Annotated in this window: 21 protein-coding genes; 5 read left to right on the top strand and 16 right to left on the bottom strand. The window is 62.2% G+C overall.

The features are described from left to right. Positions 1-168: 168 nt before the first annotated feature. The 3 genes from cysS (at position 169) to V5A20_RS05380 (ending at position 3,456) form a co-directional block, all read left to right on the top strand. Positions 169-1,719, top strand: a complete 1,551-nt coding sequence (cysS, locus tag V5A20_RS05390) for a cysteine--tRNA ligase (RefSeq protein WP_332326875.1) — start codon at positions 169-171, stop codon at positions 1,717-1,719. A 100-nt stretch (positions 1,720-1,819) separates the two neighbouring features. Further along, positions 1,820-2,845 (top strand): porphobilinogen synthase, encoded by a 1,026-nt coding sequence (gene hemB / locus V5A20_RS05385; RefSeq protein WP_332326874.1) that lies wholly within the window; start codon positions 1,820-1,822, stop codon positions 2,843-2,845. 92 nt (positions 2,846-2,937) lie between these two features. After that, positions 2,938-3,456, top strand: a complete 519-nt coding sequence (locus V5A20_RS05380; RefSeq protein WP_332315758.1) for a hypothetical protein — start codon at positions 2,938-2,940, stop codon at positions 3,454-3,456. Positions 3,457-3,465: 9 nt separating this feature from the next. On the opposite strand, the gene V5A20_RS05375 is transcribed toward V5A20_RS05380, so the two are convergent. The 8 genes from V5A20_RS05375 to V5A20_RS05340 form a co-directional block, all read right to left on the bottom strand. Beyond that, a complete protein-coding gene (locus V5A20_RS05375; protein WP_332326873.1) occupies positions 3,466-4,452 on the bottom strand; it encodes a hypothetical protein in 987 nt (328 codons plus the stop codon). A 143-nt stretch (positions 4,453-4,595) separates the two neighbouring features. After that, on the bottom strand, positions 4,596-5,279 hold the full coding sequence (locus V5A20_RS05370; protein WP_332315756.1) for a cell division ATP-binding protein FtsE: 684 nt from the start codon (positions 5,277-5,279) through the stop codon (positions 4,596-4,598). A gap of 121 nt (positions 5,280-5,400) precedes the next feature. Continuing rightward, on the bottom strand, positions 5,401-6,471 hold the full coding sequence (pdxA, locus tag V5A20_RS05365) for a 4-hydroxythreonine-4-phosphate dehydrogenase PdxA (protein WP_332315755.1): 1,071 nt from the start codon (positions 6,469-6,471) through the stop codon (positions 5,401-5,403). 315 nt (positions 6,472-6,786) lie between these two features. Beyond that, complete coding sequence (locus tag V5A20_RS05360; RefSeq protein WP_332315754.1) at positions 6,787-7,857, bottom strand: DHH family phosphoesterase; 1,071 nt, start codon at positions 7,855-7,857, stop codon at positions 6,787-6,789. 126 nt (positions 7,858-7,983) lie between these two features. Continuing rightward, positions 7,984-8,823 carry a sulfotransferase family protein gene (locus V5A20_RS05355; protein ID WP_332315753.1) on the bottom strand — a complete coding sequence of 280 codons (840 nt, stop codon included), beginning with the start codon at positions 8,821-8,823 and terminating at the stop codon, positions 7,984-7,986. A 42-nt stretch (positions 8,824-8,865) separates the two neighbouring features. Beyond that, a complete protein-coding gene (locus V5A20_RS05350) occupies positions 8,866-10,722 on the bottom strand; it encodes an ABC transporter ATP-binding protein (RefSeq protein ID WP_332315752.1) in 1,857 nt (618 codons plus the stop codon). Between the two features lie 63 nt (positions 10,723-10,785). Beyond that, positions 10,786-12,129, bottom strand: a complete 1,344-nt coding sequence (locus V5A20_RS05345; RefSeq protein ID WP_332326872.1) for a glycosyltransferase — start codon at positions 12,127-12,129, stop codon at positions 10,786-10,788. A 54-nt stretch (positions 12,130-12,183) separates the two neighbouring features. Then, positions 12,184-14,739, bottom strand: a complete 2,556-nt coding sequence (locus V5A20_RS05340; protein ID WP_332326871.1) for a YfhO family protein — start codon at positions 14,737-14,739, stop codon at positions 12,184-12,186. A gap of 202 nt (positions 14,740-14,941) precedes the next feature. Between V5A20_RS05340 and V5A20_RS05335 the strand changes: the two genes are divergently transcribed. Both V5A20_RS05335 and V5A20_RS05330 read left to right on the top strand, forming a co-directional pair. After that, positions 14,942-15,835, top strand: coding sequence for a class I SAM-dependent methyltransferase (locus tag V5A20_RS05335; protein ID WP_332315749.1), 894 nt, complete (start codon positions 14,942-14,944; stop codon positions 15,833-15,835). Then, the gene (locus tag V5A20_RS05330) at positions 15,832-16,683 is read left to right on the top strand and encodes a sulfotransferase family protein (RefSeq protein WP_332326870.1); all 852 of its coding nucleotides are present in this window, start codon (positions 15,832-15,834) and stop codon (positions 16,681-16,683) included. Before V5A20_RS05335 ends, V5A20_RS05330 begins: the two co-directional genes overlap by 4 nt. Positions 16,684-16,745: 62 nt before the next feature. Here the strand turns inward: V5A20_RS05330 and V5A20_RS05325 are convergent, their stop codons facing one another. From V5A20_RS05325 to V5A20_RS14090, 8 genes are all read right to left on the bottom strand, one after another. Then, on the bottom strand, positions 16,746-17,384 hold the full coding sequence (locus tag V5A20_RS05325; protein WP_332326869.1) for a YiiX/YebB-like N1pC/P60 family cysteine hydrolase: 639 nt from the start codon (positions 17,382-17,384) through the stop codon (positions 16,746-16,748). A 97-nt stretch (positions 17,385-17,481) separates the two neighbouring features. Further along, the gene (locus tag V5A20_RS05320; protein ID WP_332326868.1) at positions 17,482-18,135 is read right to left on the bottom strand and encodes an SDR family oxidoreductase; all 654 of its coding nucleotides are present in this window, start codon (positions 18,133-18,135) and stop codon (positions 17,482-17,484) included. A 138-nt stretch (positions 18,136-18,273) separates the two neighbouring features. Next, positions 18,274-19,143, bottom strand: a complete 870-nt coding sequence (locus tag V5A20_RS05315; RefSeq protein WP_332326867.1) for a hypothetical protein — start codon at positions 19,141-19,143, stop codon at positions 18,274-18,276. A 294-nt stretch (positions 19,144-19,437) separates the two neighbouring features. Further along, positions 19,438-19,893 carry a fibronectin type III domain-containing protein gene (locus tag V5A20_RS14095; RefSeq protein WP_442978429.1) on the bottom strand — a complete coding sequence of 152 codons (456 nt, stop codon included), beginning with the start codon at positions 19,891-19,893 and terminating at the stop codon, positions 19,438-19,440. 60 nt (positions 19,894-19,953) lie between these two features. Further along, positions 19,954-24,552 (bottom strand): VWA domain-containing protein, encoded by a 4,599-nt coding sequence (locus V5A20_RS05305; RefSeq protein WP_332326865.1) that lies wholly within the window; start codon positions 24,550-24,552, stop codon positions 19,954-19,956. 60 nt (positions 24,553-24,612) lie between these two features. Next, entirely contained in the window at positions 24,613-25,395 is a 783-nt protein-coding gene (locus V5A20_RS05300) for a hypothetical protein (protein ID WP_332326864.1), read from the bottom strand. 309 nt (positions 25,396-25,704) lie between these two features. Beyond that, entirely contained in the window at positions 25,705-26,274 is a 570-nt protein-coding gene (locus tag V5A20_RS05295; protein ID WP_332326862.1) for a hypothetical protein, read from the bottom strand. Positions 26,275-26,313: 39 nt separating this feature from the next. Then, the coding region (locus V5A20_RS14090; RefSeq protein ID WP_442978430.1) for a TRL domain-containing protein at positions 26,314-26,420 on the bottom strand (107 nt) is incomplete at its 5' end.

Here is a 26,420-nt window from a genome sequence, read left to right as displayed (position 1 = left end):
GACACACCCTGTAGCAGACGAGCAGCCGTCGTCCACCGATTAGTGTCCAATCGGATTAGTGTCCAATCGGACAGCCCCCATGAACTCAACTCGAACCGGGCACAATCGGTGCCACACTGGATAAGCGCTGTGGTACCTAGCCCTTCTTGCCCACATCGCGGTCTTGGCATGTCGACGCCCACGTTCCGCCTCTACAACACGCTGACCCACGAGACCGAGCCGGTCGAGCCGATAGAGGACGAGCACCTCCGCTTCTACAGCTGCGGGCCCACGGTGTACATGTACGCCCACATCGGGAACTTCCGGTCGTTTCTCACGGCCGACCTCATCCGGCGCACCGCCGAGGCCATTGGCTGGGACGTGACCAACGTAAGCAACATCACGGACGTTGGGCACCTCACGCAGGACGACCTTGTGGATCCGGGGGGCGAAGACAAAATGCAGCGGGCGCTGGAGCGGGAGGGCGAACGCTTCGCCAACATCTACGACCTCGCCCGCCACTACACGGAGGCGTTCTTGGAAGACTGGAACGCCCTCAACCTGCGCGAGCCAGAGGTGCGTCCGCGGGCAACCGAACACGTCACGGACCAGCTGGAGGCCGTCATCGAACTCGTCGAGACGGGCCACGCCTACACGACCGAGCAGGGTGTCTACTTTTCCGTCGAGAGCGTCGACGACTACGGCCACCTCAGCGGCAATACGGAGGCACAGCAGCTGGAGGCCACCGACCGCGATGTGGTTGAGGATCCCGGAAAACAAGACCCGCGCGACTTTGCCCTCTGGAAGCACGACCCCCAGCATCTGATGCACTGGCACAGCCCCTGGGGCTGGGGCTATCCCGGCTGGCACATCGAGTGCTCGGTGATGGGCATGCAGTACCTCGGCGACCGGTTCGACCTCCACACCGGGGGCGAGGACCTGATTTTCCCCCACCACGAATGCGAGATTGCGCAGAACCAGGCGCTCGCCGGTCACCCCGTCATTAACTACTGGGCCCACACCCGCTTCCTGCAGGTCGAGGGCGAGAAGATGTCGAAGTCGACGGGCAATTTCTACACCGTCCGCGACCTGATCGCGCCCGGCCCGGACGACGACCACGTGCCGGACTCGGTTCAGGAGCAAGGAGGCGTCGATCCGCTGGCCCTCCGCTACGCCCTGATGCAGGGCCAGTACCGCAAGCCGTTCAACTTTACCCTCGATACCCTCCACACCGCGGCCCGCCACGTTCGCCGGTACCAGGACGCGGCGGAGCGGGTCGACGAGGCACTGGAGGCCGACGCCGCCGGCCCCGACGACCTGGGCGACCGCCTCTCCCCCATCTACGACCGCACCCTTGAGGCCATGTGCGACGACCTCAACACCCCCGCCGCCACGGCCGCCGCCCTGGACGGCGTGAAGGCCATCGAGCAGACGGATCGGCTCAGCGGGGCCGCGGCCCGGAGCGCACGCGACTGGCTCGACCGCACGAATGCCCTCCTCGGCGTCATCGAGCGCGAGCACGAGACCGGGGAGCCCCCCGACGACGAACCGCACGCCAGTCTGACCCCCGACCACCTATCCGAGTCCGTCGACGCCCTGTTGGAAGATCGGGAGGCCGCACGCGCCGACGGGGAATACGCCCGCGCCGACGCCATCCGCGACACCCTCGAAGCCCTGGGCATCGAGGTGATGGACCGTCCCGAGGGCCCTGAGTGGCGGCGGAAGGTAGAGCTAGAATGAGTACAACGTGGCCCGCGAGGTGTACGAGAGATCTCGTCCCACCGTCGCCCCTCACGCGTCACGCATCCCGTCTCACGATTCCCGCATCACTCCTTCCTCCATGAGTCCTTCTTCTGGCTACGAGATTCCCATCCGACCGAGGCGACTCCGATCGACGAAAAACATCCGCCGCATGGCCCGCGAGACACGGCTGTCGACCGACGACCTGATCGCGCCATTGTTCGTGATGGACGGCGAAAACGACCGGGAGGAAATCTCGTCGATGCCGGACACGCACCGGCACACCATCGACCGGCTCGTGGACAAGGCCGAAACGCTTCACGCTCTCGGCCTCCCGGCCGTGGCCCTTTTCCCCGCCATTCCCGAGGGCCTGAAGACCCCAGACGCCGCGCACGCCCTGGAGCCGGACCACCTCTATCCGAACGCCGTCCGCGCCCTGAAAGAGGCCGTGCCGGAGCTGATGGTGATTACCGACACGGCCCTCGACCCCTACAACAGCGACGGCCACGACGGGATCGTGCGGGGCGGCACGATCCGGAACGACGCCACGATCGACGTGATGCGCGAGATGGCCGTGCTGCACGCCGAGGCGGGGGCCGACATCGTGGCCCCCTCCGACATGATGGACGGGCGGGTCGGCGCCCTCCGCAACGCGCTCGACGCCGCCGGGCACACCGACGTGGCGATCCTGTCCTACACCGCCAAGTACTCGTCGAACTACTACGGCCCGTTCCGCGACGCGCTCGACTCCGCCCCCGAAGACAAGGCGGACACGCCGAACAAAGACATCCCCGAGAACAAGGACACCTACCAGATGGACCCGGCGAACGGCGAGGAGGCCGTCCGCGAACTGAGGCTCGACCTCGACGAAGGGGCGGACCTGGTGATGGTAAAGCCGGCCCTTCCCTACCTCGACGTCATCCACCGCGTGCAGCAGCACAGCGACGTCCCGGTCGCCGCCTACAACGTGAGCGGCGAGTACGCCATGATTAAGGCCGCCGCCCAGAACGGCTGGCTCGACGAGAAGGCCTGTGCCCTGGAGGCCCTCACCGGCATCCGCCGGGCCGGGGCCGACGTCATCCTCACCTACTTCGCGGAAGACGCCGCCCACTGGCTGGAGCAATGACGAATTTCGGGGGACGCGGTTCGAATTCGTCGTCCTCCTGTGTACGTTGCTCTTGCATCTTCATTTCCCCACCCCTGAACCCACATTTGAACATGGCAGTTGAGATCACCCACATCGACTACAGCGACCTCTCCGGCGGCCTCGTCCGCATGATGGACCGGTTCAAAGAAGAGGGCACCCTCACCGGCGAGATCGACGACGACGACCGGCTGCGGGACGACCCGAACGCCGCCCTCCTCGGCCTGCTCTACGACCAGCGCGTCCGGGCCGAGTCGGCCTTCACCGGCCCGCTCCGCCTCAAGGACCGCCTCGGCCACCTCGACATGGCACAGATCGCCGAGATGGACTTCGAGCCGTTCCAGGAGCACTTCGCCGAGTCGCCCGCCGTCCACCGCTTCGTCAACAAGATGGCGGAGAACACGCAAAAGGTGGCGGCCCACATCGCGGACGAGTACGACGGCAGCGCGGCGAACCTATGGAACGACGGCGCCGACCTGGACACCATCGAGAAGCGCCTGCAGGACCTGCCTGGTTTTGGCCCGGCGAAGGCGTCGAAGATCAAGTACGTCCTCCACTACTTTGGGCACCGCGACTTCTCGGACGAAGAGTAGCACTGCCGTCTACCCGCCCGGCGGGGATTGCGGCTCCGCAGGATCTCCCTCTCCGGCGGGCCGGTCCTCCGCGTCCGGAGGGTCCGCTTTCTCATCGAATTCCTTACGGGCACGATTCCGCTCTGTGGAGGCCCGTGCCGCCGGCGCGACGTAGTAGTAGGCGGCCGCCACCGCCAAGTTGAAGAGCGCTGCACCGACCCCCAGCGCCGCCCCCATGTAGCGCGGACCCGACAGCGAGAGCCGGATCATAACGGTCGCCGCGGCGAAGCCAGAGTTGCGAAAGACCACGTGGTAGGTCGCGCTGTATCGGAGCGAGATGAGGACGATGAGGACGTCGCTGAAAATCAGGACGGTGTAGAAGGTGTTGAAGAACGCCACGGTCCCTTCTCCGAAAAGCGGTCGCACCACGGCCTGTATGCCCATTCCGGCCAGGATCAGAAGCAGGACGTTGGCCACCAGCTTTTTTTGCTGTACAAAGGTCCGCTGCTGTCCTTCCGATCGGGTAATGGGCTGGTGCTCCTGTAGCTTGTAGAACACACCGACGGTGATGAAGACCAGCAGGGCCGCCGTGGCGTCGACCACGAGGAACTGAACAGCCTCGCGCCCCACCTCCATCCCCCACACGATGGGCTCCTCCTCAAATTCCACGAGCTCCTTGAAGGACCGGCGGAGCAGGATCAGGGAAAAGACCTCGAACTGCTTGGCGGCCGTGTCGGCCACGCTCGTGGCGAGGCCCACAACCAGCCCGATGAGCTCGACGACCAGGAAGAGGGTGAAGGCAATGTCGATGGCCCGAAAGTGGTTGGTCGACACCACCCCCGCCATCGACTCGGGCAGCCAGCCCAGCCGGCTAAGCTCGATCATCCCCAGGGACAACAGAAAGCCGCCCACCAGCACGATCGCGATCACGTGGCGGGCCTGCTTCCCCTCCCACCAGTGCTCAAACGCGTCGAAGACACGACTGCTAACCCGAAGAACCGTATGGATGGCACTCATGGAGACGACGCACCTGCGGAAGAATCGGATGAAGGCCTCTGTGGACAAGCCGGAGACGAAGGGGTCCGGGACGCCCAAGCGTTTTAACCGAGTGCTTTAATACTGTGACATGCCGCGCCGCTCTTCCCCCCAATCCAACCGACCTACAGGGTCTCCGGGTCAATCTCAACCACCTGCCGGTTCATCATCGCGAGGGTTCGTGCCGAAGACGACTTCACGAGGCGGTGGTCGTGGGTGGCCACGAAAAGCGTCATCCCCTGCTTGTGCAGATCCAGGAGCAACTCGTGAATCTCGTCGGCCACGCCCGGATCCAGGTTGCCGGTGGGCTCGTCGGCCAGGAGGACCCACGGGTCGTTGGCGATGGCCCGGGCAATGACAACGCGCTGCTGCTCGCCCCCGGACAATTCGTGGGGGTAGCTGCGGTGCTTGTGACTGAGGCCCACCCGCCCCAGCACCTTCGTTACTCGGCTCTTCACTTTTGAGGGGGGCGTGCCGGTGGCGTAGAGCGCAAAGGCCACGTTCTCGTACGCCGTCCGGTCCGGAAGCAGCTGAAAGTCTTGGAAGACCACCCCGATCGACCGCCGGAGGTGCGGGATCTCATCTCCGCTGATCTCATCGGACCGGTAATCGCCGATCTGGACGGCCCCGGAATCGGGGAACAGATCCATGTACAACAAGCGCAAGATCGTGCTCTTGCCGCTGCCCGTGGGCCCCACCAGGTAGGATTTTGCCGACCGGTCAATGTGGAAAGAGACGTCGTCCAGGACCGAACGCTGCTCCCCGTTGGGCAGAGAAAACGAGACGGAAACGTTGCGGAAGTCGATCACGGACAAAGCAGGTGGGGCCGGGAAAAAGGCCTACAGGATCACGGGCCGGCCGGAAAAGGCCACTCCCTCCCTCTGTACACTCGGATCGGGGGGTGGGAAGCGAGTGCCCGTCGACAAGGGGTTACGTTGCGGGGGTGGCCTGCGTGCGGCGGTGACGGGCAATGGCCACGGCCAGTTCCATCGCGTTTCGCATGCTGCCCGGCAGGGCCATCCCCTTGCCGGCGATGCCGTAGGCCGTTCCGTGATCCGGCGAGGTGCGCACGATCGGCAGCCCCGCCGTGTAGTTGACGCCGTGGTCGAACGCGAGGGCCTTGAAGGGCACGAGGCCCTGATCGTGGTACATGGCCAGCGCGGCGTCGTGGCCGGAATCGAGCTGGGTCCCAAAAAACCCGTCCGCGGCGACGGGCCCCTCCACACGAAACCCCTCCTGGCGCGCGGCCTGGAGGGCCGGGACGATGACATTTTCCTCCTCTGGGCCGAAGGCTCCGGCCTCTCCGGCGTGCGGGTTCAGCCCAAAGACCGCGATCTTGGGCTGCTCGATCATGAAGTCGTCCCGCAGAGACGCATCGATGACCCGCAGCTTTTCCAAGATCGCCTCTTCGGTCACCGCCTCCGGCACCGCCGACAAGGGAATGTGACTCGTAACGAGCCCCACGCGCAGTCCCCCGGCCACCATCATCATGGTCGGCTGCGAGCTGCCCGTCCGTTCCGCGAGGAACTCGGTGTGGCCCGGCACCTCGTAGCCGGCCTGCCGCACGGCATCCTTCGAGATGGGCGCGGTCACCATCGCGTCGACAGTGCCGGCCGTGCACGCTTCAACGGCTCGCTCGACGGCCCGCATCGCCAAGCGCCCCCCCTCCGGGGTCACAGAGCCAAACATGACCGGCGGCTCTGGGGCCTCGGCCACGTCGAGCACCGCCACGTCGCCGTGTGGGACCTCGTCCGGCACCTCGTCCACCACATGGATGTCGAGGTCCGAGAAGCCGAGCACATCGGCGTGCACCCGCAGCACGTGCGCCGAGCCGACGATGACCGGGGTCATCGACGGCATGAGGCCCGGATCGTGCAGGCTCTTCAGCACCACCTCGGGCCCGATTCCGTTCGGGTCGCCCAGGGTGATGGCGAGGCGGGTGGGGGCGCCGTTCGGCGCCGGCGGTTCGGGGCGTTGAAAGGTAGGTCGCTGGATGCGCATGAAGGCGTCGATTCGGTTCAAAGGACACGTTACAAGCGGCGACAGTCCGGGTTAGCGGGGCTCGGCCCCAGGCCGCCACACAGGGACCACGACCGTCTGCGAGCAACCACTGTGGCCGCCGGGTCGGGGGGGGTGGTGGACGATCATGTTCACAAGGCGAGTGCGACGACGAACGAGCCGGACGGCGGCACCGCCCCGGAGACAAATGTCTTCGGGGCAGGCCGGCATCACGTTAACCGATGTTCAGGATCAACATCAACCTTTGGAGCCGACGGCGTCGGGGCTTCACAGAGCCAGACGGCCTGCGGCGCACGATCAGGAGTCGGACGTTCCGTCCAGGAGGGTTTCCAGGTACGACTGGTCTTCGGGGGACAGATCGTCGTCTGGAGAGTGGCGGGCGTCGAAGGCAATGTAGTCCGACGCCGCGTCGATCACAGCCTCAACGGTTTTTTCGAAGGTCGGGCGCTTCACGTACGCCCCGGCCGCATTGCGGTGCCCGCCCCCCCCAAAGTGGCGGGCCCACTGGTCGACGCGCACGTCCGCCTCCGATCGGAAGCTGATCTTGGATCCATCGTCCGTCTCCGAGAAGAGGAGGGCAGCCTTCACGCCCTCAATCGACAGCACGTAGTTGACAAAGCCCTGTTTGTCGTCCCAGCTCGCCCCCGTGTCTTCTACCATCCGCTGCGTGACCACCGAGTAGCCGAGCTGTCCGTTGTAGCGGAGCCGAATGCGGTTCAGCGTGCGTCCGAGCAGGCGGAGCCCGGGCATCGACTTCCGGTCGTAGATGGTTTCGTGGATCGGCGCGGGCCCGATGCCGCCCCGCTCCAAAATGTCCGCCACCCCCCGGTGAAGCTCTGGGGTGACGCTGCTGTAGCGGAAGGAGCCGGTGTCCGTCATGATGGCCGTGTACAGCGCCGTGGCGATCGCCTCGTCGATCAGATCCGGGGCGAGCCCGTCGATGATCTCGTAGATCAGTGCGCCGGTGGCGGCGGCCTCTTCCCGAACGAACAGCACGTCAAACCAGTGCTCGGGCTCCAGGTGATGGTCGATGAGAACGGTCGTCGCAGCGGCATTTCGGACGAGGGAGCCCACCTTGCCGATGCGTTCTTCGTCGTTGGTATCGAGCACAAAGGCAACCTCCGCCTCCGCCAGCGCCTCGTGCTGCTCCAGAGAGCCGTCGAAGACGGCGATGTCTTCCGCCCCGGGCATCCAGTCGAGGTTGTAGTCCACCTCGTCGGCATTGACCATCGCGACCGACTTCCCCATTGCCTCCAAGAACCGCCCAAGGGCCAGTTGGGACCCGACAGCGTCACCGTCCGGCCCAAGGTGGGTCGTGATAAAGAACCGATCGTGCTCTCGAATCAGCGCAAGTACGTCGTCGAGCATGCGTCGCCTCCGGGGCTCCCGTGGTCGAGATGGCGTGAATAGCCTTCCCTTAACGAGGGGCCCCTGCAATGAGTTCAGAACCTGCACGCGGGCGGTTCGGGGCCGTCTCCCATCCAGTCCCCTCTGCTACAAGGACCACGCGGCAAATCCCCGCCCGGTGAGGGCCCGCAGCCGATCCACGTCGTCCTGCAGGGAGGCCCGCACGGCCCGCCCCGTGGCGTCCGGTAGGGTCGGCCGCTCCACGTCACTTTGAAGAACCCCGAGCCCCCGCTCAATCACGGATTGGGGGAGGAGGGCCTGCCCCACAGACTTCAAGGTCCGTCCCAGGGCTGTCTCCTGCACAAAGCTCGACACGCCCGGCCGGAGCTTGCCCGACGTGGTGTGGTACTCGTCCGCGAAGGCCGACGCGTCCACGTCTGTCGAGACCCCCAGGAACGCAAAGATCTCCCGCAACACCTCCATCCGCTCGTTCCGCAGCCGCTCCGCCTCCACCACGAGCAACTGTTCTCGCGGATAATGGTCCAGGTACCGGGAAACCTGCGCGTGGTAGCGGCTCGTCTGAAGATAGTGGCTCTCCGTCACCGGCCGGAACGCCTCGTCGACGGGGCGCGCCTCGCGTCCCGCCACGCGGTTGTGGGCGTAGTGGGAAAGGGCCCGCTCAATCGGATCACGGACGAGGTACAGGAGCTTTGCCTCAGGGAGCACCTCGTGCATCCGCGCCGGCACGCCCTGGAAGGTCGGGTATTTCGTGTAGTTCGTCGACGCCTCCCCGTACTCCTGGGCCTCCCCGCTGAAGCACTGCCTGTACCAGTCGAGCCCCTTCTCCGTACGTTGGAGGAAGAAATCCGGCTCCTTCGGATCAGAGACGCAGACCTGCGGATGTGCCCCGAGATACTGGTGCAGGCTCGTGGTGCCGCACTTCATGGCGCCCACGAGAATGAACGTCGGAAGCGCACCGGTGCTCATCGGACACAAAATGATTGAACAGGCGACCGTCAAAGGGCGAGGCTACGACAGCGCCATGGACCGGAATTTGGCGTGCTCCTCGATGAGCGCGTCGTAGGTTCCCGCCCCCACCTTCCGGCCGTCTTCGAGCATGAAAATGTTGTCCGCCCGCTGCACAGTGCTGAGGCGGTGCGAGATGAGGAGGATCGTCTGCTCCCCCTCCAGGTCGTAGATCGCCTCCATCACCCCCGCTTCCGTCGACTGGTCGAGCGCGCTGGTGGCCTCGTCGAAGACAAGCACGGACGGCTCGTGGTACAGCGCCCGGGCGATGCCGATGCGCTGCCGCTGCCCCCCCGACAGCTTCACGCCCCGCTCCCCCACCACCGTGTCCCACTGCTGGGGCAGCTCCTCCTCCACGAAGTCAAAAATGTGCGCCCGGCGCGCCGCGTCCCGAACCGCGTCCATGTCGATCTCTCCCGCCGGCACGCCGAACGCAATGTTGCGCGCCACCGAGTCGTCGGACAGGTAGATGTGCTGGGGCACGTAGCCGAGCGTTTTCTGCCAGCGGCGACGGGTGTCGTTCCGGAGGGGCGTGCCGTCGATGGCGATGGTTCCGTCCTGGGGACGCAGGAGCCCCAGGATGAGGTCCACCGCCGTCGTCTTTCCGGAGCCGGTCTTCCCCACGAAGCCGGTGATCGTGCGGGCGGGAATGGTGAGCGAAAGGTCCTCGATGGCTGGCTGTTGGGCGCCGGGGTAGGTGTAGCTCACCCCACGCAGTTCAAGCCGGTCGTCCAGAGCGAGTGGGGGCTCGCCTGCCGCCTCGGCCCCGGAACGCTCTTCGGTCTCCATCTGCCCCCGGAGGTCTCGGTGCAGCTTGTTCAGGGCCGCGATGTTGAAGCGCGCACTGGCCAGGCCGTGAAAGGCCTCCTGCAGGGCGGGCAGGAGACGGTACCCGGCAAACGCGTACAGCCCCAGCACCGGGACCACCTGCTGAATGCTCTCCTGGGTCGCGATGAGGTAAATCGCAATCAGGATGATGCCGCCGAAGGCAACCGCCTCAATCATGTACCGCGGCGCCTTCTTGATTACCCGGTACAGCGCCTGATTCCGGGTGTAGCGCTTCGAGGGATCGTCGTACAGGTCCAGGAACGCGTCCTCCTTCCCCTGAATCTTGACCTCCTTGATGCCGCCGAAGGCCTCCCCCACGAACTGATACCGCTTCGTGTTGGCCTCCACGCGTGCCTCCCCCCGCGCGTCCAGTTGCTCCCGGACAAACAGGTAAATGCCTCCGTACGCTACGCCCAGCACGACGGAGACCATGAGCGCGACGACCGGATCGAAGTAGACCAGAAACCCGATGATGAACAGGGCCACAATGCCTTTCGCGGCCCCGCGGAGCGACGGCTTCAACATCTGGTCGGTCACCTCCTTTACCTCCTCGAGGATGTTTTTCCCGAGCTCCGAGCTGTTTCGCGTCAGAAAGTACTCGTACGGGCGGTGCAGGTAGCTTCGCAGGAGCCGCCGGGAGAGGCTGTGGTTGCGGCCCCACGAGTAGCGCTCCATCGCCCAGCGCGTCAGGACGATGAACGCGTTGCTCAGGACCAGGACGGCCAGGGCCGCAATGCCCAGCGCGATGAGGAAGGACCGATCGTCGTCAAACCCGCCTGCCTGGTAGGCCCAGCGGAGATACGCATTGTCCTGAATGATCGACGGGTCCGAGGCGACGGAGAGGAAGGGCATGATGGACGCTACGCTCGCGACCTGTAGGCTGGCCATCACGAGAACGGCCACGAACAGAATGTACAGGTTGCGCCGCTCCCGCCGCGTCAGAAGGGAAAACAGCTTCCGGAGCACGTCCATCGGACGAAGGCACTTGTGAAGGGTGGTCTGCGCCGGGGGCGCTCCCGGACGCCAAGGCATAGATAGTGGCACACCGGCTGCCGTGCAGCGTTCCTGCGGCGCTGCGTCCCAGATCCAAGTTTCTCATTGTGCCGCCTCTTCACCCGGCCCACTTCTCCTCCCCTCCGCGACGTCCCGCAGCACCGTGGCGATCTGCTGCGTCTGCACCCGCCGGCGATACGGGCGCAGTGCCTCCGGCGACGCGCCGGCCCGGGGGGTGCCGTCCGCCCAGGCCTCATACTGGGCACGAATGGACTGCGCAAGGCCCGAGACATCTCCGCGCCCGAAGAGCCGTCCCCCCTCGGTCGCGCGCAACAGGGCGGCCGCGTCGCCGGACGACGGCCCCACCCCCACCACGGGACGCCCCGCCGCGAGGTACTCGTAGACCTTGCCCGTCATCATGCCGTCGGCCGCCGGAAACTCCTCGATGGAGAGGAGCAGCCCCCCCGCCCGACGCATGTATTCAACGGCGTCCTCGTGCGGCACGTACGGCACGATCTCGGTCCGGTCCATCAGCCCGTGCTTCTGGAGCGACCGTCGCACGTTCGGGTCGACCGTGCCCACCAGCCGGATGCGCAGTGCAGGCACGGCGTCCTCGTCGCACAGCCGCCGAAGGGCCCGCCAGAGGGCCGTCGGGTTTCGGGAGGCGTACAGCGATCCGACGTGAGTGAGGTCGAACGTGTCGGTCAAGGGGTCGGCCTGCCCGGGCGCAATGTCGGTGGCATCGAAGCCATTCTGCACGACTGTGATGGGGGACGCTGCCCGACCGGCCTTTCGGGCCAGGCGGTCCCGCCACGACGGGCTCACCGTCGTGACCGCCCGGGCACGGCGCAGCACCCATCGTTCGAGGGCCGCGTCCAGACGGCGGGCCCATCGGGTGTGGGGCAACTCGTGGTAGTAGTTGATGTCCGTCCACGGGTCCCGAAAGTCGGCCACCCAGGGCACGCCCGTCGTGGCCTGAAGGAGTGCGCCACTGAGGTGGGTGGAGTGCGGCGGGCCGGTCGTCAAAATGGCATCGACACGCTTCTCGGCAATCAACTGTCGGCCCCGCCACACAGCAAAGGGCATCCACCCGACGCGGGCGTCGGGCAGAAACACGTTGGCCCGGACCCAGCGTCCGATCGTCTCCATCCAGCCCTCGTCCCGCCCCTGCACCGACCCCACGTCTACCTCATCCTCCGAGCGGCCCGTGAGGCGGGCGTACAGCGAGTGCGGGTCGAGCGACGGGGTGCGGTGCACGGAGGCCTGGGCGGGCACCTCGTCGGCCAGCGACGGGTCGTGGGCCGGATACGCGCCCTGCCGCACGGTCACCACCACGGGCCCCCATCCATACTCGGGCAGGTACTTCACAAACTTGAGCGCGCGCTGCACGCCCGGCCCGCCGGCGGGGGGAAAGTAGTACGAAAGGACGAGGACACGTCGCTCCATCCGGACGGCACATGGTCAGTGATACGCGGCACACAGGGTCCGACGATCTTTGGCCTACGCGTCGGCGTCGTCCGCCTCGTCGTCGTCCGCCCGAAGCCAGCGGCGGCGCACCCGGAGGCCCGCGTACGTGAGAACGCCGCCGTAGACCAGCACCGTGCTCGCCGCCGCAATCCACGTTCCGTAGCGGTCGGCCGTCGGCTCGAAGCGCATGACCAGCGTGTGCTCGCCCTCCGGCACACGCACCCCGCGCAGCAGATAGTCCACGCGGTGAATCGGCACCTGCTCTCCGTTTAGGTACGCGTTCCAGCCCGCCGGGTAGTACACTTCGCTCGCCACGAAGAGGCGCGGCGCGTCCGTCTGGACCGTCCACCGCATCTCTTCCGGCGCGTAGCGGTCTAGGTTCACCTCGGCCGTACTGCTGCTGTCGATGGGCGTGACCGGTGCCTCGAGAGGCTCCGGGAGCACGGCGGTCTGTTGCGGGTCGAACGACGCGTCGCGAAGTTGCGCCCAGGTCTCCTCCGCGCCCTCCGTGACCTCCGTGTCGCCCACCAGGAAGCCACGGGGCACGGCGTCCGGGTTTTCGAGCACCAGCACGCCGGACTGCCGGCTGCGGTGGGCCACCTCAGTGCCCGGCAGCTGCTGCCGCGCCACGAGGTAGCGGGTGTTCATCAGGTCGAGGGCGTTCTCGTTCGGTCCGTCCGAGGCGTTGACCCGGAGGATGTGGTCGAGGTAGTCCTGGTAGCGTCGCAGCTTGGCCCCGTGGTAGCCGCCGATAGACTCGTAGTGGTAGGACGGACGCGCCGTGCTCGTCGGGTCGCCTTCCGCCAGCGACAGGACCCGGAAGCGGCCCAGTCCCCCAGCCTCTTGTTGCTTCTTCTTGATGAACCGGTCAAACTGGTAGGTCGGGATCGCCTGTTCGGTCTCCTCCGACGAGTAGCGATCCTCATTCATGTAGCGAGCGTCCACGCCCCAAAGGTCAACGGCCACGATCGCCACCACCGCGAGGCCCGCCCCCCACGCCGGAAGGGTCCGACGCCGGTACAGGACGAGCGCTCCGGCCGCGAGGGCCAAAAAGAGCAGGGTGCGCTGCGCGTCGGTCGCGAAGGCGCTGCGGCGCTGCTGCTTCAGCTTTTGGACCTGCTGGCGCACCGCCTGCTGCACCTTTGGGTTCTGAGGCGACACGTTGGGGTTCTGGCGCAGCAGGGCCTGGCGGATGCGCTGCGCCTCATTTGGCTTCTCGAAGTCGAGCATCGTGTTGGGGGCCAGCCACATCAGCCCCACGATCCCGAAGATGATCCCGAACGAGAGGAGGATGGGCCGCTGCCGGGGATCCGCCTGCTGCTGCCGTTTCCGCCGGCTCCGGGCCTCGTCGCGTCGGAGCGCGTAGTCCAGCCCGATGCCGGCCAAGACGACCAGGACGAGGGCCGTCACGCTCAGCCACATCTCCGGGCCCCGGAAGGCGTCAAAGAACGGAAAGTACTGGAACATCGGCCAGTTTATCCAGGCCGCATGCTTGCCCAGGGAAAAGAGCGCCGTCCCGAGCGCCGCGAGCCCGAGCCCCCAGACCAGCCAGGTCCGCATCTTCCACACGGCGAGGCCCGCCAGGGCCAAGACCACACCGGTCACGTAGTGCGGCCCCTCGGTGAAGGTCTTGGGCCCCCAGTAGGTCTGCCCCCCGCCCCCGAACGCATCGGCCACCGCGAAGGTGAAGAGCTCCCCCGGCCCTTGGCTCCATCGCATCGCTGCCTCCCAGCCCATGCCGCCCCCGCCGCCGTCTCCCCCACCGGCCGCGGCGGCCGCCCCCCGCACCGAAAATTGCTTGTGCTCGTACCGGGCGAGGTAGGGCTGGGCCGCCATGCAGAGCCCGAGCACGGTCCCGAGGCCGAGCCACCCGGTCGACGTGGCCAGCTCCGGTACGCGGTCTTCCCGCACGGCCCCAATCACCTCCACCAGCCACCAGAGCGCGAGCACCATCCCCACGTAGAACACGATCTGAGGATGCTTGGCCCGCAGCTGGAGGGCCAACGTCCCCGCAAACAACAGACTGCCCAACAACGACGGATTGCGCAGGGTGTACGCGAAGGTCAGCAACACGTACGGCGCGTAGGCCAGCGCGATAAACTTCGTGTTGTGCCCCACCGCGATGATGATGGGGATGTAGGTCGTAAACCCAAAGGCCACCCCCGACAGAAGCCCCGACAGCTGGTTCCGGGTCAGGTAGAACACGAGGAAATAGACCCCCACCATCAACACGAACAGGTGTCCCACCGGCCACGCCACGCTGCGGGCCATGCCCACGAGGTCGTCGAGCTGCGTAACCGCGGTTTTGTAGTTGATGTAGGGCATGCCGCTGAACACATTGGGCGCCCAGCGGGGCCACTCGCCCGTCTTCTCGTGATGCTCGATCGTCACCTGCGCGTTGGCGCGAAAGGTCGTGTTGTCTCCTCCCTGAAAGGAGTTGCCCTCGAAGACAACGGGCGAATAGAACGACAGCGCCAGGATTAAGAACAGCCCGAGGCACACGCCGTGTCGCGCCCCGGGCGACAGCCGGGTCCACACCGTGTCGGCGTGCGCGGCGCGAGGGGAGGGAGACCGGACGGAAGAGGCCATAGACGAGAGTCGCGCTGACGGGCGAGAGGGGAAACCAGCAGGCCGAGAGACCCGCCTGGATCTGCGAGCCTCTCGAAACGGTCGGGGATTTTCGCTGTTCCAGCGCGAGCGCCTGTGACCCCCAGACGGCGAATCCGTCGCCCGACGTGCGCGCCACGGCGAGTCCTCTCCTTCCTCTTCGGCCGTCCCCTCTACCCAGCCGGTGATCAGCGTCGACCGTTGTCCCCTCTGCGACCACGAGACCGCCCGGCATGTCCTGACCTGCCGAGACCATACCGTCTCGGGAGAACCATTCACCATTGTCGAGTGCGATCGCTGCGGCTTTCGCTTCACCAACCCGCGCCCCTCCGCAGACGAACTCGGGCGATACTACCAGAGTGAGGACTACACGCCCCACCAGGACACCGGCCAGACCCTGATCGACACGCTGTACCAGTGGGTGCGCCACTACACCCTCTGGTCGAAACGTCGGCTCGTCGCCTCCCTCATTGACCGCCCGCCCGGTCGACTGCTCGACTTCGGCTGCGGCACGGGCGGGTTTTTGGCCCGATGCCAGGCCCACGGATGGGACGCCCACGGGCTGGAGCCCGATCCGACGGCACAAGACGTCGCCCTGGAGAAACACGGCCTGACGGTCGAGCCTCCCGACCGGATTGCCACCCTTCCGGCCGACCACTTTGACGTCATTACGCTCTGGCACGTGCTGGAGCACGTTGCGGCGCTCCACGACACCGTCGAGCACCTCACACGAACCCTCGCGCCCTCCGGTACGCTGGTCGTCGCCGTGCCGAACTGCGCCTCCCTCGACGCACAATTTTACGGCGAGCACTGGGCCGGGTACGACGTGCCGCGCCACCTGTCCCACTTCCGGCCGCGGGACGTCCGCCGCCTGTTCGACCGGCACGGCCTGACGGTGGAGGCCGTCCGTCCCATGCGGCTCGACGCCTTTTACGTGTCGCTGCTCAGCGAAGGGTACTGCGACGGATGGCTCCCCCGGGCCCCGCTCGTCGCCCTCGGCTCCACGCTGTGGGCCGCCCGTCACAAGCACCGGTCCTCCGCCCAGCTATATCTCATTCGGCACGACGAGACCCCATGAACCGCGTCAATCTTTTTCTCATCGGGGTCAACAAGGCCGGCACGAGCTGGCTCTACTACCTGCTGGATCAGCACCCTGAAGTCTTCATGGCCGAGGCGAAGGAGCTGTATTTCTTCGGGGAGGCGGGACGAGCCGAGGAACGCCCCGAGACCCTCGACGACTACCACGGCCATTTCCCCTTCGACGCGGACTACCAGTACTTCGGCGATGCCACGGTGATGTACTACCGGCACGCCGAGACTGCAGACGCCATTCAGGCGTACAATCCGGACGCGAAACTCCTGGCCATCGTCCGCGACCCCATCCAGCGGCTGCTCTCCCAGTTTCAGTACCACAAGCAACTCGGCCTTCTCAACGAATCGACCTCCCTGTCTGAAGCCCTCGACGGGCGCGACCCGAAACTCCTCCGCGACAGCCACTACGAAGAGACCCTTCCGGCCTACACAGAACGCTTTGGGCCCGAGCAGTTCAGGATTGTGAGCCTAGAGGCGGGCAAAGACACCCCCGACGCCCTCTGGGCCACCCTCCTCGACTTCCTGTCGCTCCCAAATGCCCCCCGTCCGACCGGTGAAGACCGCCCCGAGAACCCGACGGGAAGCGCCGCCTTCCGAGCCGTCTACCGAATGACCGTTCGCCCCCTGCGGCGTCACCTGCCCGGCGCGTACCGCTGGCTGCTCGGAAGCCCCCCGGCCCGGACCGCCAAGCGTGCCTTGCTCCGCCTCCTGGGCACCGCCGGGTCCAAAACCGACCTGCTTCCCCCCGAACTCGAAACGCGCCTCCGAGACGAGTTTGCTCCCACGTACGCCTACCTGCAGACGCTAGGGTTCGACGTGTACGAGGGGCCGTAACACCAGACCGGACTCTTTCCTGCCCCCGAGACATGCCCCAGGGTTCCATCTGAGGACCAGGATCAGGGGAAGCGATCGATTTGAGTGACGAGGGGGCTCCGGCTCAGGGCAGACGGGAGCAGCGGGTAGTGCGCCCTCGCCGAGAAGGTGGCCGGCACACGGAGCCCTGCCGCGCGATAGGCGCGCCAAACGAGCTCTGTGCAGTACAACGCCCCTGGCGTGGACGCATCGAACACACGATCGTAGGGAAGGGCTCGATTGACGTATTCGCGAGCCATGGTTGCGGCCCGTTCGGCCGTACGGGGGTCCTCGACGCCCACACGGTAGAGCGCGGCCCGCGAGATGTGTGCGGCAGAGAGAAACTGGCGCAGCGGCTCCAGGCGGACGGATCCATCGTCCTGTACGCCCAGCAAAGACTTCGGCGAGGCGTGGATTACGTAAGCGCGGCCGTTCCGGCGCCACACCATCCCCACGTGCGAGAAATGGCTGCCGTAGTCCTCGATGTAGCCATCGAGGAAGAGCACGATGCGGCTCTGCCACGACGTGCCGCGCACAAACAGGAGGTCTCCCGTCCGAAACTGGGACGTATCCTGTACTCCCAGGGCGTCGTCGGCATCTCTTGCCCCACCCGGACTACTCGATTCAGCCCCTGCCCACACTACCGCGGCAATAACACATACAATAACGGACGCTCGTCGCATCGGATTGTCGGCCCAGCTTGGACGAAGCCCATACCGTTTACGGAGCCCAAGATGCAGACGGGCTCAACAAGAATCAATCCCGGGGCATTCTTTTGGCCTATTGCGTTGACCTATCGGGGCGCAGCGCTTCTTCGATGGGAGTTCCGCCGCCGTACAGCGTGATGGCGTGGCCGACCGTCGCGTCGCCGTCGAGACACGTCACCACAGACTGCGCGACGTCGGCCCGGGAAATCGGATCGCCGGTCTCCGGGTCCTCGTCGAAGTAGGCCGCCACCCGTCCGGTGCCCTCCTCGTCTGTAAGGCGGGTGGGGCGCAGGATGGTCTCGTCGAGCGAGGACCGCTGGAGCGTCCGGTCGGCCACGTGCTTCGCCACGATGTAGGGCTTGATCGGGCCCTGTCGACGCTCGGGATCGCCGGCCCCGCGCGAGCTGATCATGACGAACCGGTCGATGCCACGCTTCGCACAGGCCCGCACGGCCCGCTCTGCCCCCCACAGATCGACCAGGATCGTCTTGTCCCAGCCCGTGCTGCCCCCGGCCCCCGCGGTGAACACGATCGCGTCCGCCCCCTCCAGGGCCGGGGCGAACTCGTCCTCGAGGTCGCCGAGCCGCGGCTCACCGCCCCGCTCACGGATCGTGTCGAACTGATCTTCTGAGCGCACGACCCCGACGGGCTCATGGCCGGCGTCGTTGAGGAGGGGAAGAAGACGGCGGCCGATGCCGCCATTTGCGCCAATGACTGCGACAACCATGAAGAGATCGGACTCAATTCCAGAAGGGCAGCGACATCGCCCTTCCGTATCCATATCGTCCGCGGGATGTTGCAGCACAGGACCGAAATGCATGCGCCGTCTTTTCCGGCCCGGTGCCACCTTGCTTCCAGGCCCCGACTACCAACTCAGGCCGATCCGGATCATGTGTTGTACGCTGGTCTCCCGGTAGTCGCCTTCCAGGGTTGCCGCGTCGATCACGTCCCCGACGCTCGACGGCTCTTGCTGAGAGCGGCCGTAGGCCCGAAAGGTGTACCCGGCCATCACGCCTGTGGACTCGCCCAGAAGCTCGGTGAAGAGGGCCTCCAGGTTGATGTTCAGCATGCGCCGCATCCGGGTCCGTGACGTCTCGATGGAGGGGTCGTCGTTTACAATCTCATCGGCGTCGTTGCCCCCCAGCGAGGTCGCCACCGCCGGCACGAGGACGGCAGACCCACGGACGAAGAGATTGTCTTTGATGAAGTCGGGCCCCACGGGCAACTGAAGCTCCGCCCCGCCGCCGGCTCCGAGCCCCCCGGCCCCGCGGTGCAGGTTCGTGAGGTCCGGGTTTTGCGGCTGGACGTACCGGTAGTCGAGGTTCACCCGAATCGGAACGTAGATGCTAAGCGGGAGGCGGAGAAAGTCGTCGAAGAGCGTCGCGTTGCCGCCGAAGAGCGCCTCCGCCCCAATTGTGCGCCGCGTGTCCCGGTCGAAGCCCCCCGTGTCAAGGCTCGATGCGTAGTCGACCAGCAGCGACCCATTCGACCCGGAGATCATGAGGGCTTGGCTATTGGTGTTGTAGTTGTACACCCCTGCATTTTCCCCCGATCCGCCGAAGGTAAAGTCGGTCGACAGGTTTCCAACGGACAGGGCCGTGGGGCTGCCGTCTTCCTCAGACTCCGACAGGGCCTGCGCCCCCGCCGCAAGGGGCCCTGCGGCAAGGAATACCCCCAGCAGGAATGTCGATAGAAGAACCGGTACGGTCGGAGCGTCTCGGTGTCGAAGCACCATCGTTCTGTCCAGGATTCATTTAGAAGTATAAGAGCGCGAGAGACAGAGTTCTCTTTTTACGTACCGTGCCCGGGCAGACAATCGGACTGTGTGGGTGACCCAAAACATGCCATGAGGCCTGCCCGAATTGGTCTGTATCCGGACCTTCAATTCAACAGTGCATTCTGCACTTTCCGTAGGGATTTGAGCGATACCCCCGTTTCTTCCCCCTCTTTTGAGGTCAGAAATTGGATGATCCTTCTTGCCTGGATTCAGACAAGAGATTATCCACAGGACCGACCGAACCGATGCCGGTCATTGCGGGCGGTCTGGCGGGTCGGCGAAGGGGGTTTTTTGGGCCTCCCCGGACGGTTCACTTTCGTTGCCGGAGTCGTCAAGGGCAGTCACAACATAGTAGTAGGTGGTCCCATTCTGCACCGCATCGTCTGTGTAGTTTGTGCCCGAAGCTAAGTCTTCCCCATTCACGGGGCTCCGCCCCTCCGTACTGGCAATCGAGGAGGTTGACCGGTAGACGTTGTACCCGTCCAGGTCTTCAGCCTGAACACTTCGCCAGTCGAGCACGATGGCGCTATCCTCGGAGTCCGCGCTTAGTCCACTTGGAGGGTCGGGGGGCGTGCTGTCCCCTCCAAATCCTGGAAGGTCGCACCCCGTCCAGGCCAAACTGAGCGCAAGACCGAGACACACAGCCACGATTGAGCTGAGGCGTACTGGAACCCGCAATTTCGGGCACTTGGAATCACAGGAGGACATGAACATGACGAAGTATTTTGAAGGATCGTATTGCAGCGTCGAGGAGACGAAAGCAATTCCCTATCGAACCACCGTGATCTTCTGGGTCACCGTCTGTTCTCCTACTTCGAGTCGCCCGAAGTAGACACCGCTGGCGAGCCCGTCGCTACTGAGCGTGACTCGGTGGCGCCCCGCCTGCTTACTGCCGTCTTCGAGGACCGCGACCCGGCGCCCGAGCACGTCGTAAACGGCGAGGCGGACGTCTTTCTCTTCAGGAAGGGCGTACTCGACGGTGGCTTGTCTACGAAACGGGTTTGGGTACGAGGTAAGCACGACCTCGTCCGGCACGACCGACTGGCGCTTGTCCTCAATGAATGACGCGTCCCCAACGGCCAGTTGCAGAGATGTGCTGTCCACACGCTGGAGGGTGACGGCCTGTCGGGCCCGCAGGTCGTAACTTTGACCGGTTGAGGAGTTAAGAAGTGCGACTTTGCGGTTCTCTACCGCGTCCAGCCCAGAGGCGCTCAGGAGAATTGGCCCCTCAGTGTTGGTCCGAAGCCGAAGGTCAAACGTCGTGCCTGCACCTGTTTCTGCACTCAACGGCCGGCGCTCAGCGGCGAGAAGACGCTTTCGCTCGGCAACATCCTCCGGTGCCTCCAGACGCAAGCTGACCGTCGAAAAGCGATTTGGAGGCGCAACCACATCACCTCTCCCAAGCCCCTCCTCAGCGTCTTCTGCGATCCGGATGTGGACCGTAGACACTGGTTTCTCTTCCCCGCGGGGCCGGGCCGTGAGAGCAAGCCGTTCCGTGCTGGCTTCCGTCCCTCCTGTGTCTGAAGGAAGCGCGTTCGGATAGGGAACCGTAAGGGAATCTAAGCCACGATCATTGAGGAAGTAGAAGGCCTCTCCTGTCTGGGCCGAGGCGAACGTCTCTGCCTGTGTGAACGCTCCGCCGAAGCGCCACAGTGCCTGCAAGGAGTCATCATTGGCGGCCTTTACGCGATCCCATTCTATTCCCTGACGGTAGGGATTCGAGACGATATTCCATCCCTCGTGGAGGGCAATGGCATAGCTGGTGTCACTCCTGAGGTCAACAGTCTCGATGCGGTCCTCAAACGACCATGTCTCGGTGCTCGTTACCCAAAATCCTCGGCCGGGGCGGAAGGCAAACGTCGATGACTCGTCAAACTCCTGGAGATAATTTTCGGAGGAGCCATCGTCCCAGTAGGCCTGCCAATCAAGCCCTGCCTCTCCACTGATCGTCCCTTTAAGAGAGCGATCCACAGCCCCGGGAAGGGCTACAAGTTCATAGTCCTCAGACCCGGATGCATCTCCAAAGGACCGGCTGACATCGGCTTGTAGCTCCGCGGCTCGCGTGGTGAAGCTCGACACGTCCGACCAGGGCCCATTCTCGGCGTTTTCAGCCCGTACCCGCCAGAAGTACGCCGTTCCCTTGTCCAGACTCTGCAGGGAAAGCCTCGTATTGCTGGTGGTCCGGTCTATTTCGATGGGCTGGAAGCTCGAGTCCGTGGCCAGTTGTACGCGGTATTCTTGATCTACGCCGTCGATCTCCCAGTCGAGCGTGGGGAACGAGACCACGGACGTTGCCTGAGTGGTGGGCGAGAGGAGGGTTGGGGCGACCTCGGCCGCAATCGGGTTTCCGTCCGCATCCGCCGCAGAGACGTTGTTAACGCTAAGGTTGTAGTTCTTGCCACTGGGTGCGTCCTCATCGGCGGAGAACTCGATCTGAACCAAGTCTCCCTGATTCTGGGAATTGTTATCAACACTCGCTCGCTTGGCGAGAATATTCTTCAGAGAGGTGTTTTTACCCGCTTGGTTTCGGATCCCGACATCAATGGTCCCGGTCGAGTCGTTTATGGTCGAACGGTACTCCACGTCATTGCCGAAAAACGATCCCGGCCCATCACTGACAACATCGAGATTTTCGGCGTCATATTCTACGGTGAAGGTCGCACGAAAGAGATCATCCGCGGGTTGCGACTCACTACCGACGTCTACGCTCGCCTGAGCTGTTTCGCCGGCATCAGGATTCGATCCAAAGTTCGCGACGAATGGAATCTGAAAGTCGGGAGCCGTGTAGGTTGTCGACTCCGTGTCGGAAGCCCCACCCCCGGTTGAGGCTGTGAGTTCGATGGTACGTTCTGTTCCGTCGAGCAGAATGTTGCTCGTCAGGTGAGTCACTTCGTAGCGGCTTGAGAGCTGCTGGGAAATCTCCTGGTATATCGTTTCTAGGTCCGAAGAGTTTGGGGCCTGGAAGAACCGCCCACCCGTCTGATCGGCGATATCTTGTAGGTCATCGGTGTTGACGCTTCCTCCCAGGCCGATCGTGTAGACCGGCACGCCCGCCTGATTGGCCAAGTCGATGACATCCTGCTTCGAGTTTGAGCTTTCATTCTCCTGTCCATCTGTTAGGGCAAGCACAGCAGGACTGTTGGCCTCCAACTCAATCTCCTCAATCCCTTGAATCATTCCGTCGTACAGGGCCGTCCCGCCCCCCGCGGAAAGGCCATCAATGGCTGCCTTCAGGGCTCCCACATCCGACGTAAAGGGCTCGTCAATGCGGACACCATTAGAGAAACTGATGACCGAGGCCTGGTCCCCGACTTTGAGCTGGTCGACAAACGTCTTGGCAGCCTCCTTCGCGTCTGCCAACGCTCCTCCTCTCATGCTTCCGCTGCGATCAAGAACAAGGGACGAGGAAACATTTCCTCCACTTTCTCGGATTTCGTCGACGTCAACGATGGTCTCGGAGGCCCCCTCTTCTTCCATCTCGAAATTTTCCCCGTTGAGGCCCGTCACAATGTTACCCTCCGAGTCCGTGATCGTGACCACGCTGGTTATCATGGGGAAGAAGCTAGTGCGCACCTCATTGAACGTAACTTCGAGTTCTGAAAGTGGAGTTGCCCCTGACGTCACTAACGAGAAAGACTGCGGACCGTCTTTGATACTTTTTTTGTGTGATACACTTATTGTATAATTACCTTTTGATGTATTCGAAACAAAAACCTGCTCCACATTATCCCGAGTATTATCACCAGTTTGTGCAGAGTTTCCCGGTTTTGATGGATTCAAAATAAATGGTTCGTACATGTTTCCATTTGGACCCTCGACCCGAACGTCGAGATCATTCACTAATATCTGATCATTAGGATCTAAATCTACACTGGGGGAATCCCCCTCCGGGTCTGTCCAGGTCACAGTTGCACGCAGGGGAGAAGAGCCGTCGCTGGAGACCTTATATTCGAATGTCTCATTTTCGCTAAGCTCTTCTTCTCGAATCAGATCCTCAGCATTGGCATCAGTGGTAATCAAGTCAGCGGCTTGTTCAACATTCATCAGGCCCCATCCGTGTCGATAATCGGGGCCATCATTGCCGGTAGCATCGTCGGCAGAGTGAATCAGGAGGGCTTTGATTGTCGATGAAAGGGGCATGTCACCATTATTTAGGTTTTTATAGTGCTCCTGCAGAAGCCCGATTGACCCACTTACCATCGGAGTAGACATTGAGGTACCACGCTTAGATTCATATTCATTGTCAGAATTCGGGTTTTTGGGGTCATATGTGGAGGAATAAACACCAACCCCATTAGCTACTAGATCGGGCTTTATACGTCCATCATCAGTGGGCCCCCATGCGCTAAAAGTCGACATTTGCACATCGCTAGGAGAGGAATAACCCCCCGAAATTGCTTCCACAGCCCCCACAGTAATGATGTTCTTTGCCGTACCCCTTCTGGGCACTGAATCATAACCATTCTGTCCTCCGTCTGGGTCTCGTGTCACCCCTATAGCTGTGTCGCCAGTAGCCGCTACCACGTGAGTGACTGGCTGATTGCCTGGTTCGTCGATTCTGTCGTTCCCTGCGGACTTTACTATAACATATTTTGGCGCATTATACGCTATCTCGTCCCAACGCTGCGCGTCAGATCCATAGAACCCGAAGCCCCAATCTTCTTCTGAATCAATGCTTGGATTTCCATACCACTTCCAGATGTTATCGCCAGTATCAAAACGCCATCCAGTTATGGTTCCATACGAATGGTTCGAAACCCCCAGACCATTTCCTGCAGCCGTTGCCATCTCACTATTGTCAGCGTTTGAATCCCAAGCATCAAGTTCCGCCTCGAATGCCATACCCTGAGCGTCATTATCCACTCCTGCGGCGATCATCGTCCCTGCCACGTGAGTGGCATGATCATCAACCGATGCGTTATCCTGCTGGTTGATTCGACTCTGGCCTCCAGAATCTTCAAACTCCTGATGCGAGGCCAGGGGTACGTCCCCAACTTCCCATATTCCGAGTGTCTCACTTGCACCAGTTAGGGAAAGGCCCAGCCCACCCCCCGGATGCACCTCGTCGACTGAAGATGTGATCGCACCTTCACGGTTCAGATCCATCTCATAGAGAGGCTGGCCATTCACGATCCGCTTCAGAATGATGGTTCGGCCGTCCTCCGTTTCCCTGCGGATAGGTATGCCTCTCTGCTCGGCGTAGACTTCAACTTCTGCACGCTCCTGTTCCCATTCAGAGGCAAACTGTTTAGCAAGCTCCTGGAGCTTTTCCCGGGATCCTGGCTCCTGCCCCTGCACTACGTCAGGAATGAGGAGAAAAAACGGGACAAGGAGGAGAACAAGAGCTTCTCTTAAGCTGGACATCATACCTACTCGTTTTATAAATCCCTAATTTATAACGAATTACTCTAATGTTACAATTATAATTTACTTAATATTCGAATAAATTATATTTTCCAAGTCATTTACTAAATTTAAAAGTTCTTCAGGGTAGTATTTGTTATCCCCCCCCATTTGTGCTTTAAATATTGACATTTTTTTGTTTTTATTGTTCCTTATTTTTAATATCAAAGATTTGGATGGATCGTCGAGTCTAGCTTCATTATCATCGGGAAACCGACTGGGCGGTGATTGGGACACAAACTCTTCTACTTTGTAACTTATATTCTCAAATTCTTTTTTCTCCATATAACCCTCTTCAATCTTATTTTCCTCTATGTTTATTTTCCCATTTTTAATTTCGTATGCTCTTTCTCTTATAATATATTTCTTACAAAAAGTAATATTTATTCCATACCCTACTATATCTCCTTCTGAATACTCTTCGCCCCCACCAAATTTATAAGATACAAATACGTGTTTTGATCTTACTTTAATTTCATCTGGAAATTCCTCCCTGTTTATACTTCTGTCTTCCATCATTTCAATCCCCCAAAGACTCGAATTATTAATCACGTATTCGTTTTCAATCGGATCGATGCTCCAGGCTTTTGATCTCGAACTTTCTCTCATTCTCGATAGACTATTTATTTTCAAGCGTTCACGAGTCTTGTGTTCATAGTAGTGCAAGTTCAGGTTAAGCCCGAGGCCCACTAATGGACCGCCTTTATTATTCAGCTTTTCACCATGATATTCTGTCTTCACCTGCTTTCTGAACTCCGTATCTACCTTGTTTAGCTGCTGCGCTTGAGCTTTGAACATCCCGAGCATGACGACGAAGATGCAGGGGAGTACAGTGCAACTAGCAGAAGAAAGGAGTCGATGGTTGAGATAAAACATGTCGGAATAGTTTGAAGCTTGTCCTGAGCCATTAGTGGTCCTGCGCATTCATCTGAGCGCGATGAGGTGAGCTATGTGGAAGGGTCAGCCACTGAGACACAACCAACAATAACCATCACTTTGACCCCTTTTATACTTTCAATTTTACTTTTATTAAGTTATTGATTCATATTTTTTAATATGGAACGGAATGGATAAATTTACTACTTTTCCTCGTACTCTTGGCTTAGTTCAAGAAGGTCAATTTTTCTCCAGTGTCGCGCGGTGGCTCTCATCACTGATCCGTTCCAACTCGACGGAAAGACGGTCTTCATTCATCTCCCCCGTGATTTGAGAAATATCCTCGGTTTCGGCTGGATAGTTGACGTCGTCTAAAAAGAAACGGATTGTTCCATCCGTGACTGTGTAATTCCCTTCCCCCTGTACCGTGGATGGAATCTCATCGCCTGAATTCGCCTCGACAACGAAGAAGCCCTCCCACGTCTCATCCGCTTCCAGCGTCAGCTGTCCCTCGCTCACCTCCTCAGGAATAGATACAGGTTCCGCATCAACGTCCATACTGACGAGCGCGTAGGTGCCAGTCAATTCTCTTCCTCCTGAGCTGTTGGAGTCACAGGCACTAACCAGGGCTCCGGCTACCAGCACTCCCACCAGAATCAGTGAAATAACGGTGACTGAGCTGTAAGGGGAATGGTCAGAGTGATCGTGCATGGGAAAGCTCTCGTTCGACAGAGAAAATGTGACTGATTGAAAGGGTGTCCCACCGAGATCCAAACCCATCGGCCCTGCAACGCTCAGCAACTGCGCCATGGCCTCCCCGCACGAGAAGAGTTTTACCGTGGTGGTCCTTCACCTGCCGTACACGACGGTCGTGTACTTCACATAAAGGCCCAGAATGCTTCGCGTCTTGAAGTCAACATGGTGGATGTTCGAGATCTCTCCATCCGTCGCAGCGG

Source organism: Salinibacter sp. (assembly GCF_036626415.1).
Classification (GTDB): Bacteria; Bacteroidota; Rhodothermia; order Rhodothermales; family Salinibacteraceae; genus Salinibacter.
This window is presented reverse-complemented; position numbering and strand designations above follow the sequence as displayed.